Here is a 22,434-nt window from a genome sequence, read left to right on the forward strand (position 1 = left end):
ATTGCATAGCAAAATATGAGTCAATATTGTCAATGAAACAATCCACGCCCTACCAGCCCCAAAACAAAGTAAGGATAGTTACTGCAGCCTCATTGTTTGACGGGCATGATGCAGCTATTAACATTATGCGAAGAATCATTCAATCTACTGGGGTTGAAGTGATTCATTTGGGTCATGACCGCAGTGTTTCTGAGGTGGTCGATTGTGCAATTCAAGAAGATGCTAATGCCATAGCCATGACATCCTATCAGGGAGGTCATAATGAATACTTCAAATACATGTATGATTTATTGCAAGAGCGGGGTGCAGGTCATATCAAGATTTTTGGCGGCGGCGGCGGTGTCATATTACCGTCAGAAATAAAAGATCTGATGGAATATGGAATCGAGCGAATTTATTCCCCGGATGATGGTAGGGAAATGGGACTTCAGGGCATGATCAATGATTTAGTACAAAGATGTGATCTACCGGTTCCTGAATTGGTGACATCCAAGGATAAATCTTTGAAGGATGAGCTAAAGGGTAAAAATGTCAACACCTTGGCAAGATTGATTTCATTGGCGGAGAACCGATATGATGAATTTAAAAGTTACCAATCTCAATTTAAGAGTGAAAAAGGAAATGTCCCTGTACTTGGAATAACGGGAACCGGCGGAGCTGGGAAATCGAGTTTGGTGGATGAACTTGTACGACGGTTTCTTTATGATTTTGAGGATAAGCAAATAGGAATTGTTTCTGTTGATCCTTCGAAACGTAAAACAGGGGGTGCATTGTTGGGCGATCGTATTCGTATGAATGCCATCAACAACAAAAGGGTATATATGAGGTCCCTGGCTACGCGACAATCCAACTTGGCATTATCCAAACATGTAGCAGAGGCCGTTGATGTCCTCAAGGCTGCTGATTTCGACCTAATTATCTTGGAAACCTCAGGGATTGGGCAATCAGACACAGAGATTTTGGAACATAGCGATGTTTCTCTTTATGTGATGACACCTGAATTTGGTGCCGCTACCCAGTTGGAAAAAATCGATATGTTGGATTTTGCAGATGTTGTTGCCATTAACAAATTTGATAAACGAGGAGCATTGGATGCACTTCGCGATGTCAAAAAACAATATATGCGAAATCACGGTCTTTGGGAAACACCTGAGGATCAATTACCGATTTTTGGAACCATTGCTTCCCAGTTCAATGACCCAGGAATGAATCAACTTTACCAGAAGATCATGGAGGTATTGGTTGAGAAAACAAATACCAATTTAAAATCAACCTTCCAGGTATCTGAAGAGATGTCTGAGAAGATATTTGTGATTCCACCGGCACGAACGAGATACCTTTCAGAAATTTCGGAGAACAATAGGTCTTATGATGCCAAGGTTAAAGTGCAAGCTGCTATTGCCCAAAAATTGTACGGTATCTTTCTTTCACTAACCTCCGTTATTGGGATGGATGAAAATGAAGCTGCCGTTAAACTACTCAACAAAACAGGAATCGATGAGGAAGTTATGTTGGACTATGCCTCAGATCCAGATGATAAACTCCTAGTGTCGCTTTTGGTTAAGGAATTTGATAAAGTGAAAATGAATTTGGACCCGCATCATTGGGAAACCATCCTAAAATGGAAGGACAAACTAGATCGGTACAAAAAAGATGTTTATTCATTCAAAGTGCGTGGTAAGGAAGTTAATATACAGACACATTCACTTTCATTGTCACAGCAAAAAATACCCAAAGTGGTATTGCCCAAATACAAAGCATGGGGAGATGTACTTCAATGGTGTCTTCAGGAAAATGTTCCCGGGGAATTTCCCTTTACTTCAGGATTGTACCCGTTTAAAAGGGAAGGAGAGGACCCTACAAGAATGTTTGCTGGAGAAGGTGGGCCGGAAAGAACCAATCGCAGATTTCACTATGTGAGTCTGGACATGCCGGCAAAAAGGCTGTCAACGGCATTTGATTCGGTAACACTTTACGGTAGCGACCCAGATTATAGACCTGATATTTATGGAAAGATAGGCAATGCTGGGGTTTCCATTTGTTGTTTGGACGATGCGAAAAAATTGTATTCTGGCTTCGATTTAAGCAACCCCATGACTTCCGTAAGTATGACGATCAATGGTCCTGCACCAATGTTGCTTGCCTATTTTATGAATGCGGCAATAGATCAAAATTGTGAGAAGTACATTAAAAAGCATGGTCTTGAAAAGGAAGTTGCAAAGCAGATGACCAAGATTTTCAAAGACCGGAATATGGAACCGCCAAAATATGCTGGTGATCTTCCGGAAGGGAATGATGGTTTGGGATTAATGCTTTTAGGGGTAACCGGGGATCAAGTGCTTTCAAAAGATGTATATGATATTATCAAAAAGGAAACATTGACTCAGGTTAGGGGAACGGTCCAAGCGGATATTTTAAAGGAAGACCAAGCCCAGAATACCTGTATTTTTTCCACGGAATTTGCCTTGAGGCTTATGGGAGATGTGCAGGAGTATTTTATTGCCAATGAAGTTCGTAATTTCTATTCCGTTTCAATATCTGGCTATCATATCGCTGAAGCCGGAGCCAACCCAATAACCCAACTTGCCTTTACATTGTCCAATGGTTTTACTTATATAGAGTATTATCTGAGTAGAGGTATGGACATCAATAAGTTCGGACCTAACTTATCGTTCTTTTTCTCCAACGGCGTGGATCCTGAGTATGCGGTTATTGGTCGGGTTGCCAGAAGGATATGGTCCAAGGCACTAAAAGAAAAATATGGCGCCAATCCAAGAGCGCAAATGTTGAAATATCACATTCAAACTTCTGGACGTAGTTTACACGCTCAAGAAATAGATTTCAACGACATCAGAACTACTCTTCAGGCATTATATGCGATATATGATAATTGCAATTCTCTACACACAAATGCCTATGATGAGGCCATAACAACACCCACCGAAGAATCTGTGCGAAGAGCTATGGCCATTCAATTGATCATAAACAAGGAACTGGGATTGGCCAAAAACGAGAATCCTTTGCAAGGTTCCTTTATAATTGAGGAATTAACGGATTTAGTTGAGGAAGCCGTGTTGGTGGAATTTGATAGGATTACGGAAAGAGGAGGTGTTTTAGGGGCCATGGAAACGATGTACCAGCGTTCCAAAATACAAGAGGAGAGTTTGCACTATGAAACCCTAAAGCATACCGGGGGGTATCCAATTATTGGCGTGAACACCTTTTTGAGCTCCAAAGGATCTCCTACGGTGTTACCGGCGGAGGTCATTAGGGCTACTGATGATGAGAAACAAAACCAAATCAACACCTTGGTAAATTTGCATAAAGGACATAAGTCCTATGCGGAAGAAGTATTGAAGGAATTGCAATCCAAAGCCGTTCAAAACGAGAATATTTTTGAAGTATTGATGGAGGTGGCCAAAGTGTGCAGTTTAGGCCAAATTACCAAAGCCCTTTTCCAAGTGGGCGGGCAATACAGAAGAAATATGTAATTGTGTGTTTATTGATTTCCGTTCTGGAAAGATTTCTTCCACTTTTTAAAGGAAACTCTAAAAATCTTGATTTCTCGGCGAAGAAGGTTCAAGTATTCTTTTTCCTTGACACCATCTCGCTCCAAGCCATTGCAATAAGCAAGAATGTTACGTGTCATGATATTGATAAATGAAAGACTACGCATTTTAACAGAATAGGAATTACTCAAGGCAATTTGTTCTACCTCCTTGGTAATCTGTTCAGCATCCGCTAATATGGATTGGGTAACATCATCCCTGAAACTTTCAATTTTCCTAAAGGAAAGAAATTCACGGTTTCTGGCGAAGTAAACGGCAATTGCTTCACTTAAGTCTTTTAAAACCAGTGATTGTCTATAAACCGTAAGAGAATTTAATGATTGTCTCTCCATTTTTTCAAAAGCAATTTTCTACTATAAAATTACATATCAAAAAGATAACTTAACTTTGGAATCGAAGGTAAAACAATTCATATGCTTTATTTTAGAAATTAAACACAGCATAATCTTTAAGAATGAAAATCGATGAGTTAAACTGGCAAATACTTGCCCGTCTACAAGAGAATGCCCGAGATACTTTTGCGAACATTGGGAGAGCGATTGGGTTGACTCCACCGGCAGTAGCGGAGCGTGTTAAAAAGATGGAAGACCTAGGTATTATACAGGGTTATGACACCAAGGTTTCTTATACTATGGCCGGGCATCAATTAAAAGCAATCATAATGCTTCGTGCTTTTGTGGGTAAACTAAAACCCTTTTTAAATAAGGTGGATTCTTTCCAGGAAATCGTAAACTGCTATAGAATTACGGGGAATGAAAATATCATAATGGAGGTAGTGCTAAAGGATCAATCCCATCTTGAGAAGTTTATTGATCAACTTATTGTTTACGGAGAATGTCGTACACATATTGTATTGTCAGATGTAATTTCCAATGCTCCGATAAAAAATGGCAAGGTTTACTGATCTTTTTAGATTAATTTTAAGTGACCAAGCCTCAAATATATTTTGGCGGGGTTTTTGTTGTGAAAGGAATATGAAAAAAAATCTCACGCTACTTCTCTTAATTTCGTGCACGCTTCAGCTAGGTTTTGCTCAAGAAATGGTTTTAAAAAAGGGAGCTGTATTGGATGCGCTTCCCGTAAATGATTCCCTGCAAGATACCTACGCCTTATATTTGCCCACTTCTTTTTCAACAGATAAGCAATGGCCGTTGCTTATGGTTGTGGACATGAATGGGAAACAAACCCAAGCGCTGTCCATGTTTATTGCCGCAGCCGAAAAAGAGGGTTATGTGCTTATGGCGCCACAGGTGCGTGATAGCGTTTCTTTGTCAGGAAACGTAGTCATTGCAACAAGGGCCCTGAAAAAGGTCTTGGATTATTTGCCCATCCAAAGATCCAGAATTTATAGCGCAGGTGCAAATTCAGGAGGGAGGTTCGCCAATCTATTACCCATATTCACAAAAACGGTGAGTGGAGCCATTTCAATTGGAGCGGCAATTACGAATACTGAACTTCTAAATGTTAGACAGCCATTCCATTTTATCGGAATCGTTAACAAGGAAAATTACAACTATCCAGATTTATTGAAATCTGAAAAAGTCCTTGAGCGATTACGATACCCAAATCAGCTTTTGATTCATGAAGCCGAGAGGTTATGGCCTGATCCAGAATATTTGCAAAGAGCATTGCAATTCCTTACCATTTCAGCAATGCGAAAAGGAGTTGCCAAAAAGGATTCCACATACATTCGAAAAGCATTTACTAATGATCTTTTAAAAGCAAACCAGTTAAAAGGGTCAATGCAATTGTTGGAAGCTGAGCAATTTATTGGGGAAATGTTTGGAGTTTATGCAGCGCATCAAAATTTGGACTCACTTCGTATGGTTCAAAAGGATATCCGAAGGAATAAGGTTTACAAAAGCATGAAACGAGGCGAAAATGCTGCCTTTTTAAAGGAATCATTGCTCAAGGAAGATTTCCTGTATTATATGGATGAAGATTTAGTGACATATAATTTCAACAATTTGGGATGGTGGAATTTTCAAAGGGAAGAAATCGAGAAATTTATAAATGGCTCCAATCCGTTTGAAAAACAGATGGGTCATCGATTATTGGGCTTTGTAAATGCCTTAGCGGAAGACAATATTGATTTGGTAGTGTCAGAAGCCTTGATTGATGAAGACGCCCTTGCTTTCTTGTATATGCTCAAGACTATTTTGGAACCTGAAAATTTTGAATATTATCTCAAGGTCATTTCATTAAGTTGTAAAAACGAAGATTTTGGAACGGCCTTATTTTACTTGGAAGAAGCCTTGAAAAAAGGATTTGACAACACAGAAAAACTTTATGGTCTGCAGCATACCGCCCTATTAAAAATTGATCCAAGATTCAATACGTTGGTGTCTAAGTATTTAAAAGATGCCCGTTATAAAGTTAAGGAGCAATAAACTTAGGCACTGAATCCAAATCCCACTCAATGACTAAACCGCCGGCCAGCGATTGGGCAATTTCCTTACCATATAAATACTCACATAAGTAGAGCGCTGCCTCAAAACTTTTTGCACCTCCAGCAGAAGTAATAAACTTGCCATCATGCACGAATAAAACCTGGTCCTTGACATCCAAGTGAGGGAACATATTTTTATACTTTGGGATATCGCTAGGGAATGTGGTGGACGCGACATTGTCCAGGATTCCTGTTTTTGCCAAAACAAAAGCACCATCACAATGTGAAGTGACGTACGTCGCATTTTCGCTGGTGTTTTTAACAAAATCCAACATTACGGTATTTTCAAGATCGCTGTCCAAATGATGTTCTGCACTGGGCACAACCAAAATATCAATATGCGGAATGCTATCTCTGGTGTAATCGAAATCAGGAAGAATGCGTACACCTTCAAAAGAGGTAATGGGATCTAAGGTGTTGGCTACTGTAAAGGTGTTCATTGCTTTTATACCTTCGCGGTATTGTGTGTGTTGAAAAATATCATAAGGCGCTGTAAACTCCGTATTGTAAACACCGTCCATTATTAAAAAAGCCACATTGTACCTATTTGGTTCCAATATTGGGCGGTGTCGTTGAGGTTGCTCAGGTGCTTTCTGTTCTTTGGTCTCAGGTGTTTTCTGTTGATTGCAAGAAGTGGATAAAATAAGCAGCGTAAAGGCAAATAGATACTTGAACATTGTAAAATGGATTATGTGGAGTGCTAAGGTACCAATCAATTTCATTTACGCTACTTTTATGTAAAAATAGATTTGATGAGGTTTATTCTACTTTTGACCATTGGTTTACTAATTGCATGTAAATCGGATAAGAAATTCCATGGCGAACCGCTGGCAATTGAAGGTGTTTCCGAGAAAATGAAAGGGATTTTGGAATTTCAATCCAAATATGACGCTATGTTCAAGGATCCTGAGGCATCTCCGCTACCGGATAGGTTCCGTAAGGATTTTGAGGGTCTTGAATATTATAACGCAGATACTACATATGTGGTGAACGCGGTCTTGGAACGTACACCAGATGCGATTCCATTTAAGATGAGCACCACAACAGATGAACAACGAAATGAGGTGGTTTTTGGAATAGCACATTTTGAACTCAATGGGAAATCCCATCAACTGGAGATTTATAGAAGCGCTGATGAGGGTGAAGCGGAGGTTGGGGATTATTTGTTTTTACCATTTCTAGATGAAACCAATGGCAACGAAACTTATGGTGGAGGGCGTTATATTGAATTGGAAGTGCCTTCGGGCGATAGCATCACTATAGATTTTAATAGGGCATTTAATCCATATTGCGTTTACAATAAAAAGTACTCCTGCCCTCTAGTGCCAAGGCAAAATTATTTGAGAACTAATGTGAGAGCAGGAGTGAAAGATTTTAAAAAGGATTAAAAAAGCCTTTACTCCCATGGGAGCAAGGCTTTTAATCACATTAGTCAGAACTTGTTAAAAGGAATAGATTGCAGCAAAAAGTACTGATGCCAAACTTGATGTTGGGGCAAGGTCGTTGTCAATAAAAGCATCTTCAGATGCGCTATCCAATCGAATTTCTGGTTTGAGGATCAAATCCCCAATAGTCGCACTTCCTGTCAATGTCAATGCCAAAACGCTAGAATCACCATCAGCGTCAGAAGCACCAATGGCGCCAAAGAAATCCCCTTCCATAAAATACTCACCTCTTAAACCAATTGTAAAATTATCAGAGGTGGCCAATTGTGGATACAGCGCAACACCGGTAAAACTTCCACCATCGTCTTCTTGGCTAAAGTGAGCGGCATTGATACCTAAAAAGAAGTGCTCGGTGACATCAAAACCACCGGTATAATCAATTTCAAATCCACCTTGACTATAAAGTAGGTTCAAAAATTGACCGGAATATCCTAGCTGTGCACCAACGGCGTAATCCCCGGTACCATTCAATTCGGTCAAATCAGTTGGGTTCATTACTGCAAGCATGGCACTCCATTCGTTGCCCAAATCAAAATCGGCTTTCAAGCCTGTGTGGCTAAATGGGCCATAGGAAAACAAATAAGAGGTGCTGTAGTTGAAGTTAGCAGCAGGTGAGATTACTTCATAACCTAAAAATGTATTGAAGTTTCCAAAGGTAAGTGTCACCGATTCGCTCACATTCCAATAAACGTACAACTGATTAACAATGTCTCCAGTGGCGGAATACATTGGTGATGCGAAGATGGCATCCGTTCCTCTTGGACCAAAAACCAAGTCAGCAACGAATCCTACATCTCCGCTATCATAGCTTGCAATAACATTTGCCATACCTAGTGCAAATCCATCCAAATTTGCAAAAGATGACCCAGGTGCGATGGCATCTTCACCATTTGGCGCGGTCAAATTTGTTCTATAGTAGGCATCTACCGTTCCGCTGAACGAGAATTTAGATTTTTCTTCCTCTTCTTCCTGGGCAAAAGTGCTAATCGAGACCAATGCCATAGCTGCGAAAGCTAAATTTTTTACGTACTTTGTGTTTATAATCGTTTTCATATCTATAATCAAGTTAGGTGCCCCATAGTGGGCATTTAATAATATTGAGAGTTTGTAGTTTGAAAAGGTTATTCTAACGGAGCGTTCTGCCAAACGCTCCGTTTCCTTTTGAATTTATTAATGCTGATTCATTCGGAAGTCCGCATAAGCATCCATACCGTGTTCGTGTATGTCCAATCCTTCCAATTCTTCTTTTTCCTCCACTCGGAGTCCAGATACTTTTTTAATGGTGAATAGGATAATAAACCCGGTTATTGAGCAGAATGCAGCAGCGGCACCAACACCAGCCAGCTGAACCAAAAATTGGTCAAATCCTGCTTTGGCGCCAAAGATTCCAACGGCCAACGTACCCCATATACCGCAAATCAAGTGAACTGCAACTGCACCAACAGGATCATCCAGTTTTAGTTTGTCGATTAGGGCAACACCTGCTACGATAACCACACCGGCAATTAACCCGATGATAACAGCCTCATTGGGGGACATTTGGTCTGCTCCAGCAGTGATACCAACAAGACCACCCAATATACCATTCAAAAACATGGTAAGGTCGTAGTTTTTATATGCAAAAGTTGAAGTAAGAAAAGCGGATACGCCTCCTGCTGCGGCTGCCAAAGAAGTGGTAACCAATACTAGGGAAGTAGCAGCTGGGTCTGCTGATAGTACAGAACCACCATTAAATCCGAACCATCCCAACCAAAGAATCAAAACACCAGCGGCCGCCAACGGTAGATTGTGACCTGGAATGGCTTTTGGTTTTCCGTCTTCACCAAATTTACCAATACGTGCACCCAAAAGATAGATGGCGATCAATGCACCCCATCCACCAACGGAATGTACCAATGTAGATCCAGCAAAATCGTAGAATCCTTCGGCTTCACCATAAGAAAGGGAAGAAAGGAATCCGCCGCCCCATTGCCATGAACCAACAATTGGGTAGACTAATCCTACGTAGATGATGGTGAAAATCATAAAGCCTCCAAGTTTTACTCTTTCAGCTACGGCTCCAGAAACTATGGTTGCTGCAGTAGCTGCAAACATGCCTTGGAATAGGAAGTCGGTCCACCAAGTATAACCGCCACTTGCGTAATCTGGGGTCATGCCATTTTCAGGTGCTCCTATTCCAAATCCTGCAAATTTTAAAAATCCACCATCTCCATCTTCAAAACCTGGGTACATTAGGTTGAACCCGCCTATATAATATAAAAGGAGTCCAACACATATAATAAATACATTCTTAAATAGAATGTTTACGGTATTCTTTTGACGAGTAAGACCAATTTCCAAAAAGGAGAATCCCAAGTGCATAAAAAACACTAGAGCGGTACATACCATCATCCATACGTTATTCGCTGTAAATAATCCTGCGTCCATATCTTTAAATATTGTAGTTAAGGTTAGTTGATTCCGGCGCTGCCGCTTTCTTTGGTTCTAATACGGTAAGCTTCTATCACATCGGATACGAAGATTTTCCCGTCTCCTACATTTCCGGTAGAAGCACTTTCAAGTAGTGTGTTTACAGTGCGCTCTAAAAAATTGTCGGAAACCACAATGACCAAATACCTTCTTTGGATATCTGATGTGCTGTAGGAAATGCCGCGGTAAACGTGACCTTGTTTTTCATTGCCAACTCCTGTTACATCCCAGTAACTGAAGAAGTTGACCTCAATTTCATGAAGTGCTTTTTTCACCTCATCAAATTTGGATTTTCTAATAATCGCCTCGACTTTTTTCATAATTAAGTAGTTAATTGATGTGCCAAATATATGTTAAAAGCATAATTACCCTTCAAAATATAGGGGTATAAGCTTAATTTTTATTATTTATAAAAAAAGACCCCTATTAAATTAGGGGTATGTGATTTTAAATAATGATTTATTGATCAATTGGTGACATTTTGCTGTCCCAGGTCTGAATTAAAGCTATATTCTGGTGCTTGGATGTTACAAATGCGCCCAAATTGTTTGGAAATCAACAAATACTAAAAGAAAATGAAGGAATTGTAACTAGTCTAAAAGTTTAGACAACCATAGTCCTAGTGCAACCGCAATTACACCTACCGCAATACTGGAAAAGGTGTAAAGTGAAAAACTAAGGATTTCATTGTTTTTGAGTAAGCTATGTTTTTCAAAAGCAAATGCAGAAAAAGTGGTGAATCCTCCGCAAAAACCGGTGGCAAGAAATAAGGTGTTGTTTTGCGAAAGTAGATTGGCCTTGGTTGATATACCTAAAAAGATGCCAATTAGTAAGCAACCTATTATATTGACTAAGAACGTGCCAAGGAAGAAATTATGAAAAACAAGATTCAAGGGTTTGGAAATGACAAAGCGCAATGCACTACCTATTCCACCTCCTAAAAAGACAAGAAGAACCTGCTTCATGCCCCAAAGGTACAAACTATACTGCTTTTTTGTACTCGGATTCGGATAGCTCTCGGGGGAAGATTTTTTTGATAGCGGTTTCCGAAATTTTCTGAACTGGTTTTCTAAACGTATCCTTGGCGCCGTTTACGCTAAAAATCAATAAGATAGCGTTGATGGCAAGCAATACGAAAAGAAGACTGAAAAATGTTACCATGTTTTAATGATCAAGTGCGCTACAAAAGTACGTCTTTTCCTATACGCGCCGTCCTATTGTCTGATTAAAGTTGTAAAACGGTAAATTTTTGTTGTGAATGCAATTTTGCTGTTAATTTTTGAGGGAATATTTAATCAGACAGAGGATTACAATAAAAAACACAAAAGAAATCAAAACCCATTGTACCCCTTTGTAGTTTTTTTTATGCCATGATCTGTCTTTTTTATAGGTGAAAAAGATAACGGCCACGAAGGCAATAAAAAAAAGCACTGCAAAAATTAATTGACCGTTGCTGAACATATTTTATACTTTTATGCAAAGCTAACTTAAAACTAGATAATGCAAAGCAAAATTAAAGCAGTAGAGTTATTTCATAATTCATTTGGATTAGGGGTTCGGCAGGATCCCAAGGCAGATTTAGGAAAGGAAAAAAATAAACTACGTTTCAATTTGATGGATGAGGAAAACAAGGAATATTTAGAAGCTGCAAATGAAGGGGATTTGGTTGAAGTAGCAGACGCATTGGGAGATATGCTCTATATACTTTGTGGTACCATTTTGGAACATGGGATGCAATACAAGATTGAGGAAGTGTTCAATGAGATACAGCGGAGTAATATGAGTAAATTGGGAGCTGATGGTAAACCTATATATCGCGAAGATGGCAAGGTTTTAAAAGGGCCGAATTATTTTAAACCCGACATTGAAGGAATACTTAAGAAATAAAAAAAGCGCCAGTAGGCGCTTTTTTTTAGTTTATACTGGATATCTCCAGCCAAATTTATCTTCAGAACGATTGTATTGAACGTCTGTTATATATTTCTTGAGTTGGGATGCATAACTATTCTCCAGCTCCGGTAACTCATAATCAGTGTCCTTATAGCCAAATGCAGCTATTGGTGACACCACTGCAGCAGTTCCCGCACCGAACATTTCCTTGAGGCTTCCATTTTTAGCGGCCGCTACAACTTCAGATACGCTGATTTTTCGTACCTCTGTCGCAATGCCCTGGTTTTCCGCAATTTGTAGAATACTCTTTCGGGTGATACCATCTAAAATACGGTCGCTGGTTGGCCCTGTGATCAAAGTATCGTTTATCCGTACGAAAATATTCATCGCACCGGCTTCCTCAATATATTCATGGGTATTGTCATCGGTCCAGATAACTTGATGATATCCTTTTTCAATAGCCAACTGTGTTGGATAGAATTGACCAGCATAATTACCGCCGGCTTTAGCATATCCCACACCACCATTTGCGGCTCTCGAATATTTTTCCTCAATAAGAACCTTTACTTTTCCGGAGAAATAAGCACCAGAAGGTGCGCAGGCAATAATGAACTTGTATTCATCCGCTGGAGAAGCATGGAAACCTTTTCCTGAGGCCAACATAAAGGGCCTGATATAAAGCGAACTTCCTGGGTTTTGGGGAATCCAATCCTGTTCTACTTGCAATAGTGTCGTCAGACCATCCATAAAATGGGATTCTGGTAGTTCCGGGATTGCCAATCGCTGCGCTGATTTGTTCAAACGCTTGTGGTTTTCAAGGGGACGGAACAACCAAGTTTTACCAGATTCGTCCTTGTATGCCTTCATTCCTTCAAAAATGGACTGGCCATAGTGAAAAATCTTGGCAGAAGGATCTAATGAGATAGGTTGGTATGGTACGACTTTCGGTGACTGCCAAGCTCCATTAACGTAATCACAGACCAGCATGTGGTCCGTGTAGACGCTTCCAAACGATAGATTGTCAAAATCAACTTCGTTAATTTTGGAAGTGGTTGCTTTTTCCACAGAAATGTTGTTTACCATTGTTTCCATGTCTTTACGTTTTAGACTCTAAAATTAGCCATTTATTGTTAGTTTTGGTATACTGCCTATTTCTAATTATCATCCTTTGTTAGGGTGGGTACAAAACTTATAGATTATGAGATTTTTTAACATATTCACTACAATTTTAGCAACGTTTTTAATGGTGTCGCTAAGCGCTCAAGAATCTCAAAACGGGAATTTCTATGGAAAGGAATTTGAGATTCAATCCAATAAAGGCACTTCCAGCATTCAAACTGACCTGAAAGACAATGATGTTGTGGCAACTCAATTGAAAGGAAAAATAAAGGAAGTGTGTCAAATGAAAGGATGCTGGATGAACGTTATTTTAGATAATCAAGAAGAAGTTTTTGTACGATTTAAGGATTATGGTTTTTTCGTGCCCCTAGATTCAGTAGATAAAGATGTGGTCTTGAATGGAGTTGTTTTCTTGGAAGAGATTTCAGTGGAAGACCAAAAGCATTATGCAAAGGACCGTGGTGATTCTCCAGAGGAAATTGCCAAAATAACCAAGTCAAAACGCCAATTACGTTTTGAAGCTGACGGTGTTTTAATCCAATAATACAATTGAAACGTCGAATTATAGAGACGGGTGATGGTTCCAAAACCATTCAAATTGAGGATTGGAATGAACAATACCATTCCAAACATGGTGCAATACAAGAGGCTTATCACGTTTTTATCAAGAATGGGTTATGGCAGTTAAAAGAAAAATCCATTAAAATATTGGAAATCGGGTTTGGGACAGGATTGAATTCCCTGATAACCTTGATTGAATCCCAAAAAACCAAACAACATATCGATTATGTGGGTGTAGAAGCATATCCCGTGTCTCAGGAGGAGGTGGTCGCGCTTGATTATTGCAATCAACTTAACGTAGGCGATATGGAAAATAACTTTCTAAGTTTCCATGAATCGCCATGGGAGGAATGGCATTCGATTATAAATGGTTTCAATCTACTGAAGCAAAGAAAGGATTTTCATCAAATTTCTGATGAAAATCTGTTTAACCTTGTATATTTTGATGCCTTTGGAGCACGAGTCCAGCCCGAATTATGGACGGAGGAGCTGTTTGGTAAAATGTACGTGGCAATGAAGACCAATGGCATTTTGGTCACCTATGCAGCTAAAGGAAGTGTGCGAAGGGCCATGCAAGCGGTTGGATTTAAAGTTGAACGTTTACCTGGACCTCCTGGAAAGCGTGAAATGCTTCGTGCTACCAAAGTCCAAGAAAATGAAGTGCTAGAAAAGACGACTAAAAGTTGAACAATACTGTTAAACCTTATTTAATCTCGCAACAAACCGGATTTTATTCGACTAATTTTGCAAAAAGAATGCTGGTATGGGCGTGTTGATTACAGGGGCTACAGGATTGGTGGGGCAGGAATTACAGAAAACACTTCACTCAAAAGGAATTCCCGTTAACTATTTAACTAGAAACAAAAACAAGCTTGGATTACATGGCCAAGCCAAGGGTTTTTATTGGAATCCCGCCAATGGTGAAATAGATACGGCCTGTTTCGAAGGGATACATACCATAATCAATTTGGCTGGTGCTACCATTTCCAAAAAATGGACCAAAACGTATAAAAGAAAAGTACTGCAGAGTAGGGTGGAGAGCATTAACACCATGTTTAATGCACTTAGAAAAAGTGGGCCTTCCCATATTAAAACAGTGATATCGGCATCGGCAATAGGTATTTATCCTAATTCTCTTACCGAATTCTATGATGAAAATACAAAGGCGGTAGATGATAGTTTTTTAGGCGAAATTGTCCTTGCATGGGAAAATGCGATATCCAAATTGAAAACCGTTGTGGATAGGGTTGCAGTAGTAAGAATTGGGCTTGTTTTATCGGATGAGGGAGGAGCTTTACCTAAAATGGCTACGCCTATTCAATATTTTGTTGGGGCACCTTTTGGCTCCGGATTACAATGGCAATCTTGGATTCATATTAACGATTTGGCAGGAATTTTTGTCCATATCATGGAAAATCACCTTAAAGGAGTTTACAATGGTGTTGCTCCTAATCCCGTTACACAGTCAAAATTGATACAGACATTGGCCAAAGTGCTTCAAAGGCCTGTTTGGCTACCCAATGTTCCCAAATTTATGATGCGCCTGATCCTAGGAGAAATGGCCTATTTGTTATTCGCCTCACAACGCGTTAGCAGTAAGCGTATAGAAAAAAAGGGATATGCGTTTAAGTTTGCTAATCTAGAAGCAGCCTTACAGGATTTATATGGCGACAAAAGTCAACACCCGTCTATTTAGGTCAATCACGATTCCATTTGGAAATTCCTATAATGTCTGGATTTAAACGATTTCTTGTGACATTTTGACATTTTTGGACAAATGGCAGTACTTTTGCCAACTCTAAAAAGAAAATAAACCCAATATATGAGCAAGAAAAGTAAGGTTGAGGAAATGGAAGCTGAATTAAACGATTCCTCAATTGCTGAAAACCCTGAAGTAAACAACGAGGATTCCGCGAAGGAGGAAATCTCGGTTGAGGATCAACTTAGGGAAGAACTTACCAAAGAAAAAGACAAGTTTTTAAGACTTTTTGCCGAATTCGAGAACTTTAAAAAACGTACCTCCAAGGAACGAATGGATCTTTTCAAAACAGCAGGTCAGGAAGTCATGGTTTCACTTTTGCCTGTGTTGGATGATTTCGATAGGGCTTTAAAGGAACTATCAAAATCTGAGGATAAGGAGATGTTCAAAGGGGTTGAATTGATCAGCAATAAGTTCAAAGAAACTTTAAAGGGAAAAGGCCTTGAACAAATTGAGGTAGGTGCTGGTGATGCTTTTGATGCAGAGATACATGATGCGATTACACAGATTCCTGCTCCAGATAAAAAATTGAAGGGTAAAATTATTGATGTTGTTGAAAAAGGATTCAAACTTGGAGACCGCATCATACGACATCCAAAAGTGGTTGTTGGTAACTAATTCTATATGAAGGAAGATTTTTACGACATATTAGGCGTTTCCAAGGGAGCTTCGGCAGCGGAAATCAAAAAAGCTTATCGAAAGAAAGCAATTGAATTCCATCCTGATAAAAATCCTGGTGATACCAAGGCTGAGGAAATGTTCAAAAAAGCTGCAGAAGCCTATGAAGTACTAAGCGATCAAGACAAACGTGCCAAATATGACCAATTTGGACATGCTGCGTTTGAAGGAGGCGCTGGTTTTGGTGGTGGTGGAATGAATATGGATGACATATTCAGTCAGTTTGGTGATATTTTTGGAAGTGCCTTTGGTGGCGGTTTTAGCGGCTTTGGAGGCTTTGGCGGCGGACAGCGACGTGCGAAGGGAAGCAATCTTCGAATTCGTGTGAAACTAAGTTTGGAAGAAGTAGCCAATGGCGTAGAAAAGAAGGTGAAGGTACGGAGAAAAGTACAGGCGGATGGTGTGACCTACAAAACATGCCCTACCTGTAATGGAACCGGACAAGTGACCAAAATTGCAAACACCATTTTAGGGAGAATGCAAACTGCTGCCACTTGTTCAACTTGTGGAGGAGCAGGTCAAGTAATTGATAAAAGACCCAATGATGCCGATGCTCAAGGACTAAAGGTGCAGGAAGAGACCGTTTCCATTAAGATACCTGCAGGGGTGGAAGACAGTATGCAACTTAAAGTAACTGGAAAGGGTAATGATGCGCCCGGAAATGGTATACCCGGAGACTTATTGGTGGCTATTGAAACTGTGGAGCACGACACCCTAAAAAGAGAAGGGGATAACCTTCATTATGATTTGTACATAAGTTTCTCTGAAGCAGTATTGGGCAGTTCCAAGGAAATTGATGCAGTTGGAGGTAAAGTGCGAATTAAATTGGAGCCTGGAATACAATCTGGTAAAATACTAAGATTAAGAGGGAAGGGAATATCCAGTCTCAATGGTTATGGTAGTGGCGATTTGTTGGTTCATGTTAATGTTTGGACCCCTAAAACGTTAAACAAAGAACAAAAAGAGTTCTTTGAGCGTATGCAAAATGATGAAAATTTCGCCCCTAGACCTGAGAAATCGGACAAATCGTTCTTTGAAAAAGTAAAGGATATGTTTTCTTAAGAACGGAATAAAAGTTTTCTGTTTAAATAAAAAACGTATATTTGGAACTGATGTTGGGAAACCAATATCTAATTTTCTTTTTCATAGCAATTTTTTTCCCATCCTTAGATTTATTTAAGGGTGGGTTTTGTTTTTAAGGCCAATAGAGGTTATTTACCTATTAATTATCTTTGAAAAAATAGTTTAGATGGACCACATCCTTGTTGCCAAAAACGTCTCCAAAACCTATGGAGACCATAAAGCTTTGAGCAACATTTCGCTGGAAATCCCTGAAAATTGTATCTATGGCCTATTGGGACCTAACGGAGCAGGGAAAACTACTTTTATTCGCATAATCAATCAGATTACCTATCCGGATACTGGAACAGTTTTGTTCAATGGAAAACCTTTGTCACCTGAACATATTGCACTGATTGGATACCTGCCTGAGGAAAGAGGACTTTACAAAAGTATGCGTGTTGGAGATCAAGCGTTGTATTTGGCGCAATTAAAAGGGTTATCACGCAGTGAAGCAAAAAAAAGACTCAAATATTGGTTTGATAAACTTGAAATTGGGGATTGGTGGGGTAAAAAAATACAAGAGTTGTCTAAGGGAATGGCCCAAAAAATCCAATTTATTGTCACCATTCTTCATGAACCTAAACTTTTGATATTTGATGAGCCATTTAGCGGTTTTGACCCTATAAATGCCAACATCATAAAGGACGAAATCTTGCAGTTGAAGGAGAAGGGCACCTCCATCATCTTCTCTACACACCGGATGGAATCCGTGGAGGAACTATGCGAATACATTGCGCTTATCCATAAATCTGAAAAAATATTGGATGGGAAGCTATCCGATATCAAAAAATCCTATAAGAACAATATTTTCAACGTTGGCGTGGAGGTCAGTGAGGAATCAGGTTCATTTTTGGATACGATTCAAGAACGCTATCAAGTGTTAACATCAAATTTTGATGCCCAGGAAAGGCAATTGGATATTTCGGTGCAACTTGCTGATAATGAGACTTCTGTAATACTTTCAGAATTATCACAAATGGCAAAAATTAATCGCTTTGAGGAAACCATTCCTTCGGCCAATGATATTTTTATTCAAACCGTAAACAACAGGGACAATGACAGGTAAGCTTGGGTTGATCATAAAACGGGAATACTTGGCCAAGGTGCGCAACAAGTCATTTATCATAATGACCATTCTAAGCCCCATCCTTATTGTTGGGATGATTGTCCTTATCGCCTATTTGACCAAAGTAAACGACAGTGAGAAAAGAGTGGTGGCCGTACTTAACGAAAGTGATTTTTTCCATGAGGAATTCGGAAGCACAGATCATTTATCCTTTGTGAAGTTTAGGGATTTAACGCTGGAAAAAGCAAAGGATTCCACAAGTTCCATGGGACTTTATGGTTTATTGCATATTCCTGAAAATGAAGTATTGGAACAAGCATCGAATCAATCCTATCTGTATACTAAGGACAATCCCAATACACAGATAACGCAACAATTGGAGGGTATTTTTCAAAGGAAGTTACGCCAAGAAAGACTAGGGGATTTAGGGGTGTCCAGTGAACAATTCTCATCCATTGAAAAACCATTTGAATTAAACCTATCAACCTTTGAAGGTGAGAAAAGCGTAAAAGGCATCACTGAAATCAAGGCTTTTATTGGCGGTGGATTTGGCTACGCCATAATGATGTTTATAATTATATATGGCACTTTTGTGATGCGTAGTGTAATTGAGGAGAAAACCAGTCGAATTATAGAGGTCATTATTTCTTCAGTAAAACCTTTTCAACTAATGTTGGGAAAGATCATTGGAACATCATTAGCTGGTATGACACAATTTGTTATTTGGTTGATTTCCGCTTCGCTATTGCTATTTGTAGTGGTTTTGGTTTCTGGTATAGATCTGTCAGCACTAATGACCGAGGTACAAAGTACACCGGGTGCAATGAATGGGATGTCACAGTTTTCCCAGTCACTTGACAATGAGACTATTTTGTACGCCCGGGAAATACTGAATATTCCCTGGGTTTTGTTGATCGTATCCTTCCTACTTTATTTTGTTTTGGGCTATTTTATATATAGTTCCATCTACGCTGCAATTGGTGCGGCAGTTGACAATGAAACGGATACACAACAATTTGTCTTTCCAGTGATACTACCATTGATGTTGGCCATCTATGTGGGATTCTTTTCCGTTTTCAGCAATCCACATGGCCCAATAGCGGTAGGGTTTTCGCTCTTTCCATTGACATCGCCCATTGTAATGCTGATGCGATTACCTGCGGGAATTGGTGAAGGTGGTGTACCTTTGTGGCAGCTGTTGACTTCCATAGCACTCTTAATCGGTACTTTCTTAGGCATCGTTTACCTAGCAGCTAAAATCTATAGGGTGGGAATTCTCATGTATGGTAAAAGACCAACGTACAGGGAATTGGTTCGATGGTTACGATACTAAATGGCAATGCAGCAAGAAACCAGTGAAATAAAGGAAATTATCCAAGAAGATATTTGGGGGTCCATTAAAGAGTTCCTAAATATGGGGATACATTTGGGTGAAGGGGAAAAATCCATACATCTAACCATTGGTCTTTTGTTGTTATTGGGTGTTGCCTTTGTGATCACAAAGTTTCTTTTGAAGTGGTTAAGGCATTTGCTTACCCGAAAAATGGAGCGTGAAGACAAACAGAAATTCTCCAGCGTATTCAAGTTTGCCAACTATGTAATTTACTTATTGGTGGTACTGGTTACTTTGAGTGCTGCTGGAATAGATATTACCTTGATCATCACGGCATCAGCCGCATTATTTGTTGGTTTGGGATTGGCCCTGCAAGAACTGTTTCAGGATATCTTGGGGGGAATCTTCATCATAATTGACAAATCATTGCAGGTAGGGGATATCGTGGAAGTAGACGGTAAGGTAGGCAAGGTGTTCGAGATCAAATTGCGAACTACCCGTGCCATTACCAGGGATGATAAGGTAGTGGTGATACCTAACCATAAGTTTATCAGCGATATCGTATTCAATTATACGCAAAACCATCGGACTACCATGGAAAGTGTACGGGTTGGTGTGGCATATGGCAGTGATGTGGATTTAGTCACTAATATTCTATTGGAAGTGGCATCGGAACAGAAATTGGTGTTGCAAAAACCAGCACCTTTTGTCCTTTTTGATGATTTTGGTGATTCAGCGCTCCTCTTCTCACTCAACTTTTTTACCAACGATAGTTTTGCAGGGCTAAGAATAAAAAGTAAAATACGTTACGATATAGATACCAAATTCAGGGAAAACAACGTTACTATTCCATTCCCACAGCGGGATGTGCACATTATCGGGCAGCAAAAACCTCAATAATAACAAGAACCTCAACATATCAAAAACCTTCATTGACACTCTTGGTATATCTAAGTGTGTTGTTTCCGCTCATCGGCTTAGCGCAAAGTTCTGATGTTTTTAGGTTGGAGTATCTCAATATTCCAGAAAACGATACGGGTATAAAAACCCAACGTTACAAGTTTTTATTCAATGTACCTATCAAGCTAAACCCTAAGAAGGATTACTTGGTCGCCGGTTTTGAGTACAATAAACTGGACATTGGTTATTCCAGAAATTTTGACTTTGACCAGAGTGATTTAAATCGGTTTCATGTGGTGGATTTTAATTTGGGATTTATTACCAAATGGAATGAAAACTGGAATTTTGTCGGCATTCTGACTCCAAGATTTGCGTCAAATTTTACGGATGGTACATTGACTGACGATTTTTTCATGAATGCCACGGCAACCTTTTGGAAAGAAAACTCAAAGGCGGATAAACCATTTCGCATTGTACTTGGTCTGTCCTATAATAGTACCACAGGATTGCCCATTCCGTTACCTTTGATCAGTTACTACCGTAAATTCCATCCTAATTGGTCCTATATGCTTGGAATACCACGTTCCAACTTCAAATATCACTTTGCAAAAAAGCATTCGTTGGAAATGGCATTGTTCTTGGATGGCTATTTTATAAATATCCAGGACAATATTGTTTTGCCGGATAGTCAAATTGCATCAAAAATATCATTATCTGCCTTGGTGGCCGCATTGGGATATGAATTCAGCGTAGCCAAACGCATGAAATTTTATACGTTTGTTGGAAGGTCCATTGAGCAAGAAGGTAAATTGAGGGCAGACAATAGGGATGATGTTTTTTTGTTGAATGACGAGGCGAATTTTTATATTCGGACTGGATTCAAAATAGGAATCTTTTAAAAAGCAACGTATGTCGAAAATACTGGTAATTGAAGATGAATCGGCCATTAGAAGAGTATTGGTGAAGATTTTAAGTGAAGAAAGTGATACTTATAATGTGCTTGAAGCGGAGGACGGTCTAAGAGGAATGGAAATCATCAAAAAAGAAGATTTTGATTTGGTGCTCTGTGATATAAAAATGCCTAAAATGGATGGCGTGGAAGTCTTGGAAGCCGCAAGTAAAATCAAGCCAGAGATACCCTTCATCATGATTTCTGGCCATGGGGATTTGGATACCGCGGTAAACACCATGCGTCTTGGAGCATTTGATTACATTTCAAAACCTCCGGATTTAAACAGATTACTTACCACCGTAAGAAATGCTTTAGATCGCAAGGAACTTGTTGTAGAAAACAAGAAACTGAAAAAAAAGGTTTCCAAGAACTACGAAATGATTGGGGAAAGCAAGGAAATAGGTGTAATCAAGGATATGATTGAGAAAGTGGCACCAACCGATGCCCGCGTCCTTATTACAGGCCCAAATGGTACAGGTAAAGAGCTGGTAGCACATTGGTTACATCAAAAAAGCCCAAGATCTGCTTCTCCATTTATTGAAGTGAATTGCGCAGCCATACCTTCAGAATTGATAGAAAGTGAGCTTTTTGGTCATGTGAAAGGCGCATTTACTTCCGCAGTAAAGGATAGAGCCGGTAAATTTGAAGCTGCCAATAAGGGAACCATATTCTTGGACGAAATAGGCGATATGAGTCTTTCTGCCCAAGCCAAGGTGCTTCGAGCTTTGCAAGAGAACAAAATTTCAAGGGTTGGTACAGACAAGGACATTAAAGTTGATGTGCGTGTGTTGGCTGCTACCAATAAAGACTTAAAAAAGGAAATTGCGGAAGGTAAGTTCCGTGAGGATCTATATCACCGTTTGGCGGTAATTCTTATCAAAGTTCCAGCGCTTAATGACCGAAGGGATGATATTCCAATTTTGGTGGAACATTTTGTAAAGAAAATCGCTACCGAACAAGGTGCTGTCCCGAAAAAATTCGCAAAAAAGGCAATGGATCTATTGAAAAGTTATGACTGGACAGGGAATGTCCGGGAGTTGCGTAATGTTGTTGAACGTCTTACAATTTTGGGAGGCGCTGAAATTTCAGAGGAGGACGTTAAATTATTTGCTAGCAAATAAA

23 protein-coding genes are annotated in these 22,434 nt (G+C 39.6%); 15 read left to right on the forward strand and 8 right to left on the reverse strand.

Translation table 11 applies throughout. From position 1 onward, the window contains the following. The first annotated feature begins 32 nt into the window (after positions 1 to 32). Positions 33 to 3,491: a methylmalonyl-CoA mutase family protein gene (locus tag M3P19_RS01525; protein ID WP_249655849.1), complete on the forward strand. Its 3,459-nt coding sequence runs from the start codon at positions 33 to 35 to the stop codon at positions 3,489 to 3,491. 8 nt (positions 3,492 to 3,499) lie between these two features. Here the strand turns inward: M3P19_RS01525 and M3P19_RS01530 are convergent, their stop codons facing one another. Continuing rightward, entirely contained in the window at positions 3,500 to 3,901 is a 402-nt protein-coding gene (locus M3P19_RS01530) for a hypothetical protein (RefSeq protein ID WP_249655850.1), read from the reverse strand. A gap of 122 nt (positions 3,902 to 4,023) precedes the next feature. Between M3P19_RS01530 and M3P19_RS01535 the strand changes: the two genes are divergently transcribed. Both M3P19_RS01535 and M3P19_RS01540 read left to right on the forward strand, forming a co-directional pair. Further along, on the forward strand, positions 4,024 to 4,473 hold the full coding sequence (locus M3P19_RS01535) for an Lrp/AsnC family transcriptional regulator (RefSeq protein WP_249655851.1): 450 nt from the start codon (positions 4,024 to 4,026) through the stop codon (positions 4,471 to 4,473). A 70-nt stretch (positions 4,474 to 4,543) separates the two neighbouring features. After that, on the forward strand, positions 4,544 to 5,959 hold the full coding sequence (locus M3P19_RS01540; RefSeq protein ID WP_249655852.1) for an alpha/beta hydrolase: 1,416 nt from the start codon (positions 4,544 to 4,546) through the stop codon (positions 5,957 to 5,959). Here M3P19_RS01540 and M3P19_RS01545 read toward each other — a convergent pair. Then, positions 5,946 to 6,695 (reverse strand): DJ-1/PfpI family protein, encoded by a 750-nt coding sequence (locus M3P19_RS01545; protein WP_249655853.1) that lies wholly within the window; start codon positions 6,693 to 6,695, stop codon positions 5,946 to 5,948. The two genes, M3P19_RS01540 and M3P19_RS01545, sit on opposite strands and share 14 nt — an antisense overlap. A gap of 75 nt (positions 6,696 to 6,770) precedes the next feature. Here M3P19_RS01545 and M3P19_RS01550 point away from each other — a divergent pair, with 75 nt between their 5' ends. After that, entirely contained in the window at positions 6,771 to 7,406 is a 636-nt protein-coding gene (locus tag M3P19_RS01550; RefSeq protein WP_249655854.1) for a DUF1684 domain-containing protein, read from the forward strand. Positions 7,407 to 7,460: 54 nt separating this feature from the next. Here M3P19_RS01550 and M3P19_RS01555 read toward each other — a convergent pair whose 3' ends face one another. From M3P19_RS01555 to M3P19_RS01575, 5 genes are all read right to left on the reverse strand, one after another. After that, a complete protein-coding gene (locus tag M3P19_RS01555; RefSeq protein WP_249655855.1) occupies positions 7,461 to 8,516 on the reverse strand; it encodes an outer membrane beta-barrel protein in 1,056 nt (351 codons plus the stop codon). A gap of 117 nt (positions 8,517 to 8,633) precedes the next feature. Next, positions 8,634 to 9,890 carry an ammonium transporter gene (locus M3P19_RS01560; RefSeq protein WP_249655856.1) on the reverse strand — a complete coding sequence of 419 codons (1,257 nt, stop codon included), beginning with the start codon at positions 9,888 to 9,890 and terminating at the stop codon, positions 8,634 to 8,636. Between the two features lie 23 nt (positions 9,891 to 9,913). Beyond that, entirely contained in the window at positions 9,914 to 10,252 is a 339-nt protein-coding gene (locus M3P19_RS01565; protein WP_249655857.1) for a P-II family nitrogen regulator, read from the reverse strand. A gap of 270 nt (positions 10,253 to 10,522) precedes the next feature. Then, a complete protein-coding gene (gene crcB / locus M3P19_RS01570) occupies positions 10,523 to 10,897 on the reverse strand; it encodes a fluoride efflux transporter CrcB (RefSeq protein WP_249655858.1) in 375 nt (124 codons plus the stop codon). A 16-nt stretch (positions 10,898 to 10,913) separates the two neighbouring features. Further along, on the reverse strand, positions 10,914 to 11,093 hold the full coding sequence (locus M3P19_RS01575) for a hypothetical protein (RefSeq protein ID WP_249655859.1): 180 nt from the start codon (positions 11,091 to 11,093) through the stop codon (positions 10,914 to 10,916). Positions 11,094 to 11,432: 339 nt separating this feature from the next. Here M3P19_RS01575 and M3P19_RS01585 point away from each other — a divergent pair, with 339 nt between their 5' ends. Next, on the forward strand, positions 11,433 to 11,819 hold the full coding sequence (locus M3P19_RS01585) for a nucleoside triphosphate pyrophosphohydrolase family protein (protein ID WP_249655861.1): 387 nt from the start codon (positions 11,433 to 11,435) through the stop codon (positions 11,817 to 11,819). Positions 11,820 to 11,849: 30 nt separating this feature from the next. Here the strand turns inward: M3P19_RS01585 and M3P19_RS01590 are convergent, their stop codons facing one another. Then, positions 11,850 to 12,914, reverse strand: a complete 1,065-nt coding sequence (locus tag M3P19_RS01590) for a branched-chain amino acid aminotransferase (protein WP_249655862.1) — start codon at positions 12,912 to 12,914, stop codon at positions 11,850 to 11,852. Between the two features lie 106 nt (positions 12,915 to 13,020). Here M3P19_RS01590 and M3P19_RS01595 point away from each other — a divergent pair, with 106 nt between their 5' ends. The 10 genes from M3P19_RS01595 (at position 13,021) to M3P19_RS01640 (ending at position 22,433) form a co-directional block, all read left to right on the forward strand. Then, a complete protein-coding gene (locus M3P19_RS01595) occupies positions 13,021 to 13,485 on the forward strand; it encodes a DUF4920 domain-containing protein (protein ID WP_249655863.1) in 465 nt (154 codons plus the stop codon). 5 nt (positions 13,486 to 13,490) lie between these two features. Beyond that, the gene (gene mnmC2, locus M3P19_RS01600; protein ID WP_249655864.1) at positions 13,491 to 14,189 is read left to right on the forward strand and encodes a tRNA (5-methylaminomethyl-2-thiouridine)(34)-methyltransferase MnmC2; all 699 of its coding nucleotides are present in this window, start codon (positions 13,491 to 13,493) and stop codon (positions 14,187 to 14,189) included. A gap of 76 nt (positions 14,190 to 14,265) precedes the next feature. Next, a complete protein-coding gene (locus M3P19_RS01605) occupies positions 14,266 to 15,198 on the forward strand; it encodes a TIGR01777 family oxidoreductase (protein WP_249655865.1) in 933 nt (310 codons plus the stop codon). Between the two features lie 126 nt (positions 15,199 to 15,324). After that, a complete protein-coding gene (locus M3P19_RS01610; RefSeq protein WP_249655866.1) occupies positions 15,325 to 15,879 on the forward strand; it encodes a nucleotide exchange factor GrpE in 555 nt (184 codons plus the stop codon). Positions 15,880 to 15,885: 6 nt separating this feature from the next. Beyond that, positions 15,886 to 17,001, forward strand: a complete 1,116-nt coding sequence (gene dnaJ / locus M3P19_RS01615; RefSeq protein WP_249655867.1) for a molecular chaperone DnaJ — start codon at positions 15,886 to 15,888, stop codon at positions 16,999 to 17,001. A 187-nt stretch (positions 17,002 to 17,188) separates the two neighbouring features. Beyond that, entirely contained in the window at positions 17,189 to 18,127 is a 939-nt protein-coding gene (locus M3P19_RS01620; protein WP_249655868.1) for an ABC transporter ATP-binding protein, read from the forward strand. Next, a complete protein-coding gene (locus M3P19_RS01625) occupies positions 18,117 to 19,460 on the forward strand; it encodes an ABC transporter permease (RefSeq protein WP_249655869.1) in 1,344 nt (447 codons plus the stop codon). Before M3P19_RS01620 ends, M3P19_RS01625 begins: the two co-directional genes overlap by 11 nt. A 6-nt stretch (positions 19,461 to 19,466) precedes the next feature. Next, positions 19,467 to 20,360, forward strand: coding sequence for a mechanosensitive ion channel family protein (locus tag M3P19_RS01630; protein ID WP_249655870.1), 894 nt, complete (start codon positions 19,467 to 19,469; stop codon positions 20,358 to 20,360). Between the two features lie 32 nt (positions 20,361 to 20,392). Then, a complete protein-coding gene (locus M3P19_RS01635) occupies positions 20,393 to 21,259 on the forward strand; it encodes a DUF6268 family outer membrane beta-barrel protein (RefSeq protein ID WP_249655871.1) in 867 nt (288 codons plus the stop codon). Positions 21,260 to 21,269: 10 nt separating this feature from the next. Beyond that, complete coding sequence (locus M3P19_RS01640; RefSeq protein WP_249655872.1) at positions 21,270 to 22,433, forward strand: sigma-54-dependent transcriptional regulator; 1,164 nt, start codon at positions 21,270 to 21,272, stop codon at positions 22,431 to 22,433. Position 22,434: the final 1 nt, after the last annotated feature.

Source organism: Flagellimonas spongiicola, from assembly GCF_023502425.1.
In the GTDB taxonomy this organism is placed as follows: domain Bacteria; phylum Bacteroidota; class Bacteroidia; order Flavobacteriales; family Flavobacteriaceae; genus Flagellimonas; species Flagellimonas spongiicola.

Coding starts and splice junctions, on each gene's coding strand:
- M3P19_RS01525 (WP_249655849.1), top strand. CDS start 33: ATGAAACAATCCACGCCCTACCAGCCCCAAAACAAAGTAAGGATAGTT.
- M3P19_RS01530 (WP_249655850.1), bottom strand. CDS start 3,901: ATGGAGAGACAATCATTAAATTCTCTTACGGTTTATAGACAATCACTG.
- M3P19_RS01535 (WP_249655851.1), top strand. CDS start 4,024: ATGAAAATCGATGAGTTAAACTGGCAAATACTTGCCCGTCTACAAGAG.
- M3P19_RS01540 (WP_249655852.1), top strand. CDS start 4,544: ATGAAAAAAAATCTCACGCTACTTCTCTTAATTTCGTGCACGCTTCAG.
- M3P19_RS01545 (WP_249655853.1), bottom strand. CDS start 6,695: ATGTTCAAGTATCTATTTGCCTTTACGCTGCTTATTTTATCCACTTCT.
- M3P19_RS01550 (WP_249655854.1), top strand. CDS start 6,771: ATGAGGTTTATTCTACTTTTGACCATTGGTTTACTAATTGCATGTAAA.
- M3P19_RS01555 (WP_249655855.1), bottom strand. CDS start 8,516: ATGAAAACGATTATAAACACAAAGTACGTAAAAAATTTAGCTTTCGCA.
- M3P19_RS01560 (WP_249655856.1), bottom strand. CDS start 9,890: ATGGACGCAGGATTATTTACAGCGAATAACGTATGGATGATGGTATGT.
- M3P19_RS01565 (WP_249655857.1), bottom strand. CDS start 10,252: ATGAAAAAAGTCGAGGCGATTATTAGAAAATCCAAATTTGATGAGGTG.
- crcB (WP_249655858.1), bottom strand. CDS start 10,897: ATGAAGCAGGTTCTTCTTGTCTTTTTAGGAGGTGGAATAGGTAGTGCA.
- M3P19_RS01575 (WP_249655859.1), bottom strand. CDS start 11,093: ATGGTAACATTTTTCAGTCTTCTTTTCGTATTGCTTGCCATCAACGCT.
- M3P19_RS01585 (WP_249655861.1), top strand. CDS start 11,433: ATGCAAAGCAAAATTAAAGCAGTAGAGTTATTTCATAATTCATTTGGA.
- M3P19_RS01590 (WP_249655862.1), bottom strand. CDS start 12,914: ATGGAAACAATGGTAAACAACATTTCTGTGGAAAAAGCAACCACTTCC.
- M3P19_RS01595 (WP_249655863.1), top strand. CDS start 13,021: ATGAGATTTTTTAACATATTCACTACAATTTTAGCAACGTTTTTAATG.
- M3P19_RS01605 (WP_249655865.1), top strand. CDS start 14,266: ATGGGCGTGTTGATTACAGGGGCTACAGGATTGGTGGGGCAGGAATTA.
- M3P19_RS01610 (WP_249655866.1), top strand. CDS start 15,325: ATGAGCAAGAAAAGTAAGGTTGAGGAAATGGAAGCTGAATTAAACGAT.
- dnaJ (WP_249655867.1), top strand. CDS start 15,886: ATGAAGGAAGATTTTTACGACATATTAGGCGTTTCCAAGGGAGCTTCG.
- M3P19_RS01620 (WP_249655868.1), top strand. CDS start 17,189: ATGGACCACATCCTTGTTGCCAAAAACGTCTCCAAAACCTATGGAGAC.
- M3P19_RS01625 (WP_249655869.1), top strand. CDS start 18,117: ATGACAGGTAAGCTTGGGTTGATCATAAAACGGGAATACTTGGCCAAG.
- M3P19_RS01630 (WP_249655870.1), top strand. CDS start 19,467: ATGCAGCAAGAAACCAGTGAAATAAAGGAAATTATCCAAGAAGATATT.
- M3P19_RS01640 (WP_249655872.1), top strand. CDS start 21,270: ATGTCGAAAATACTGGTAATTGAAGATGAATCGGCCATTAGAAGAGTA.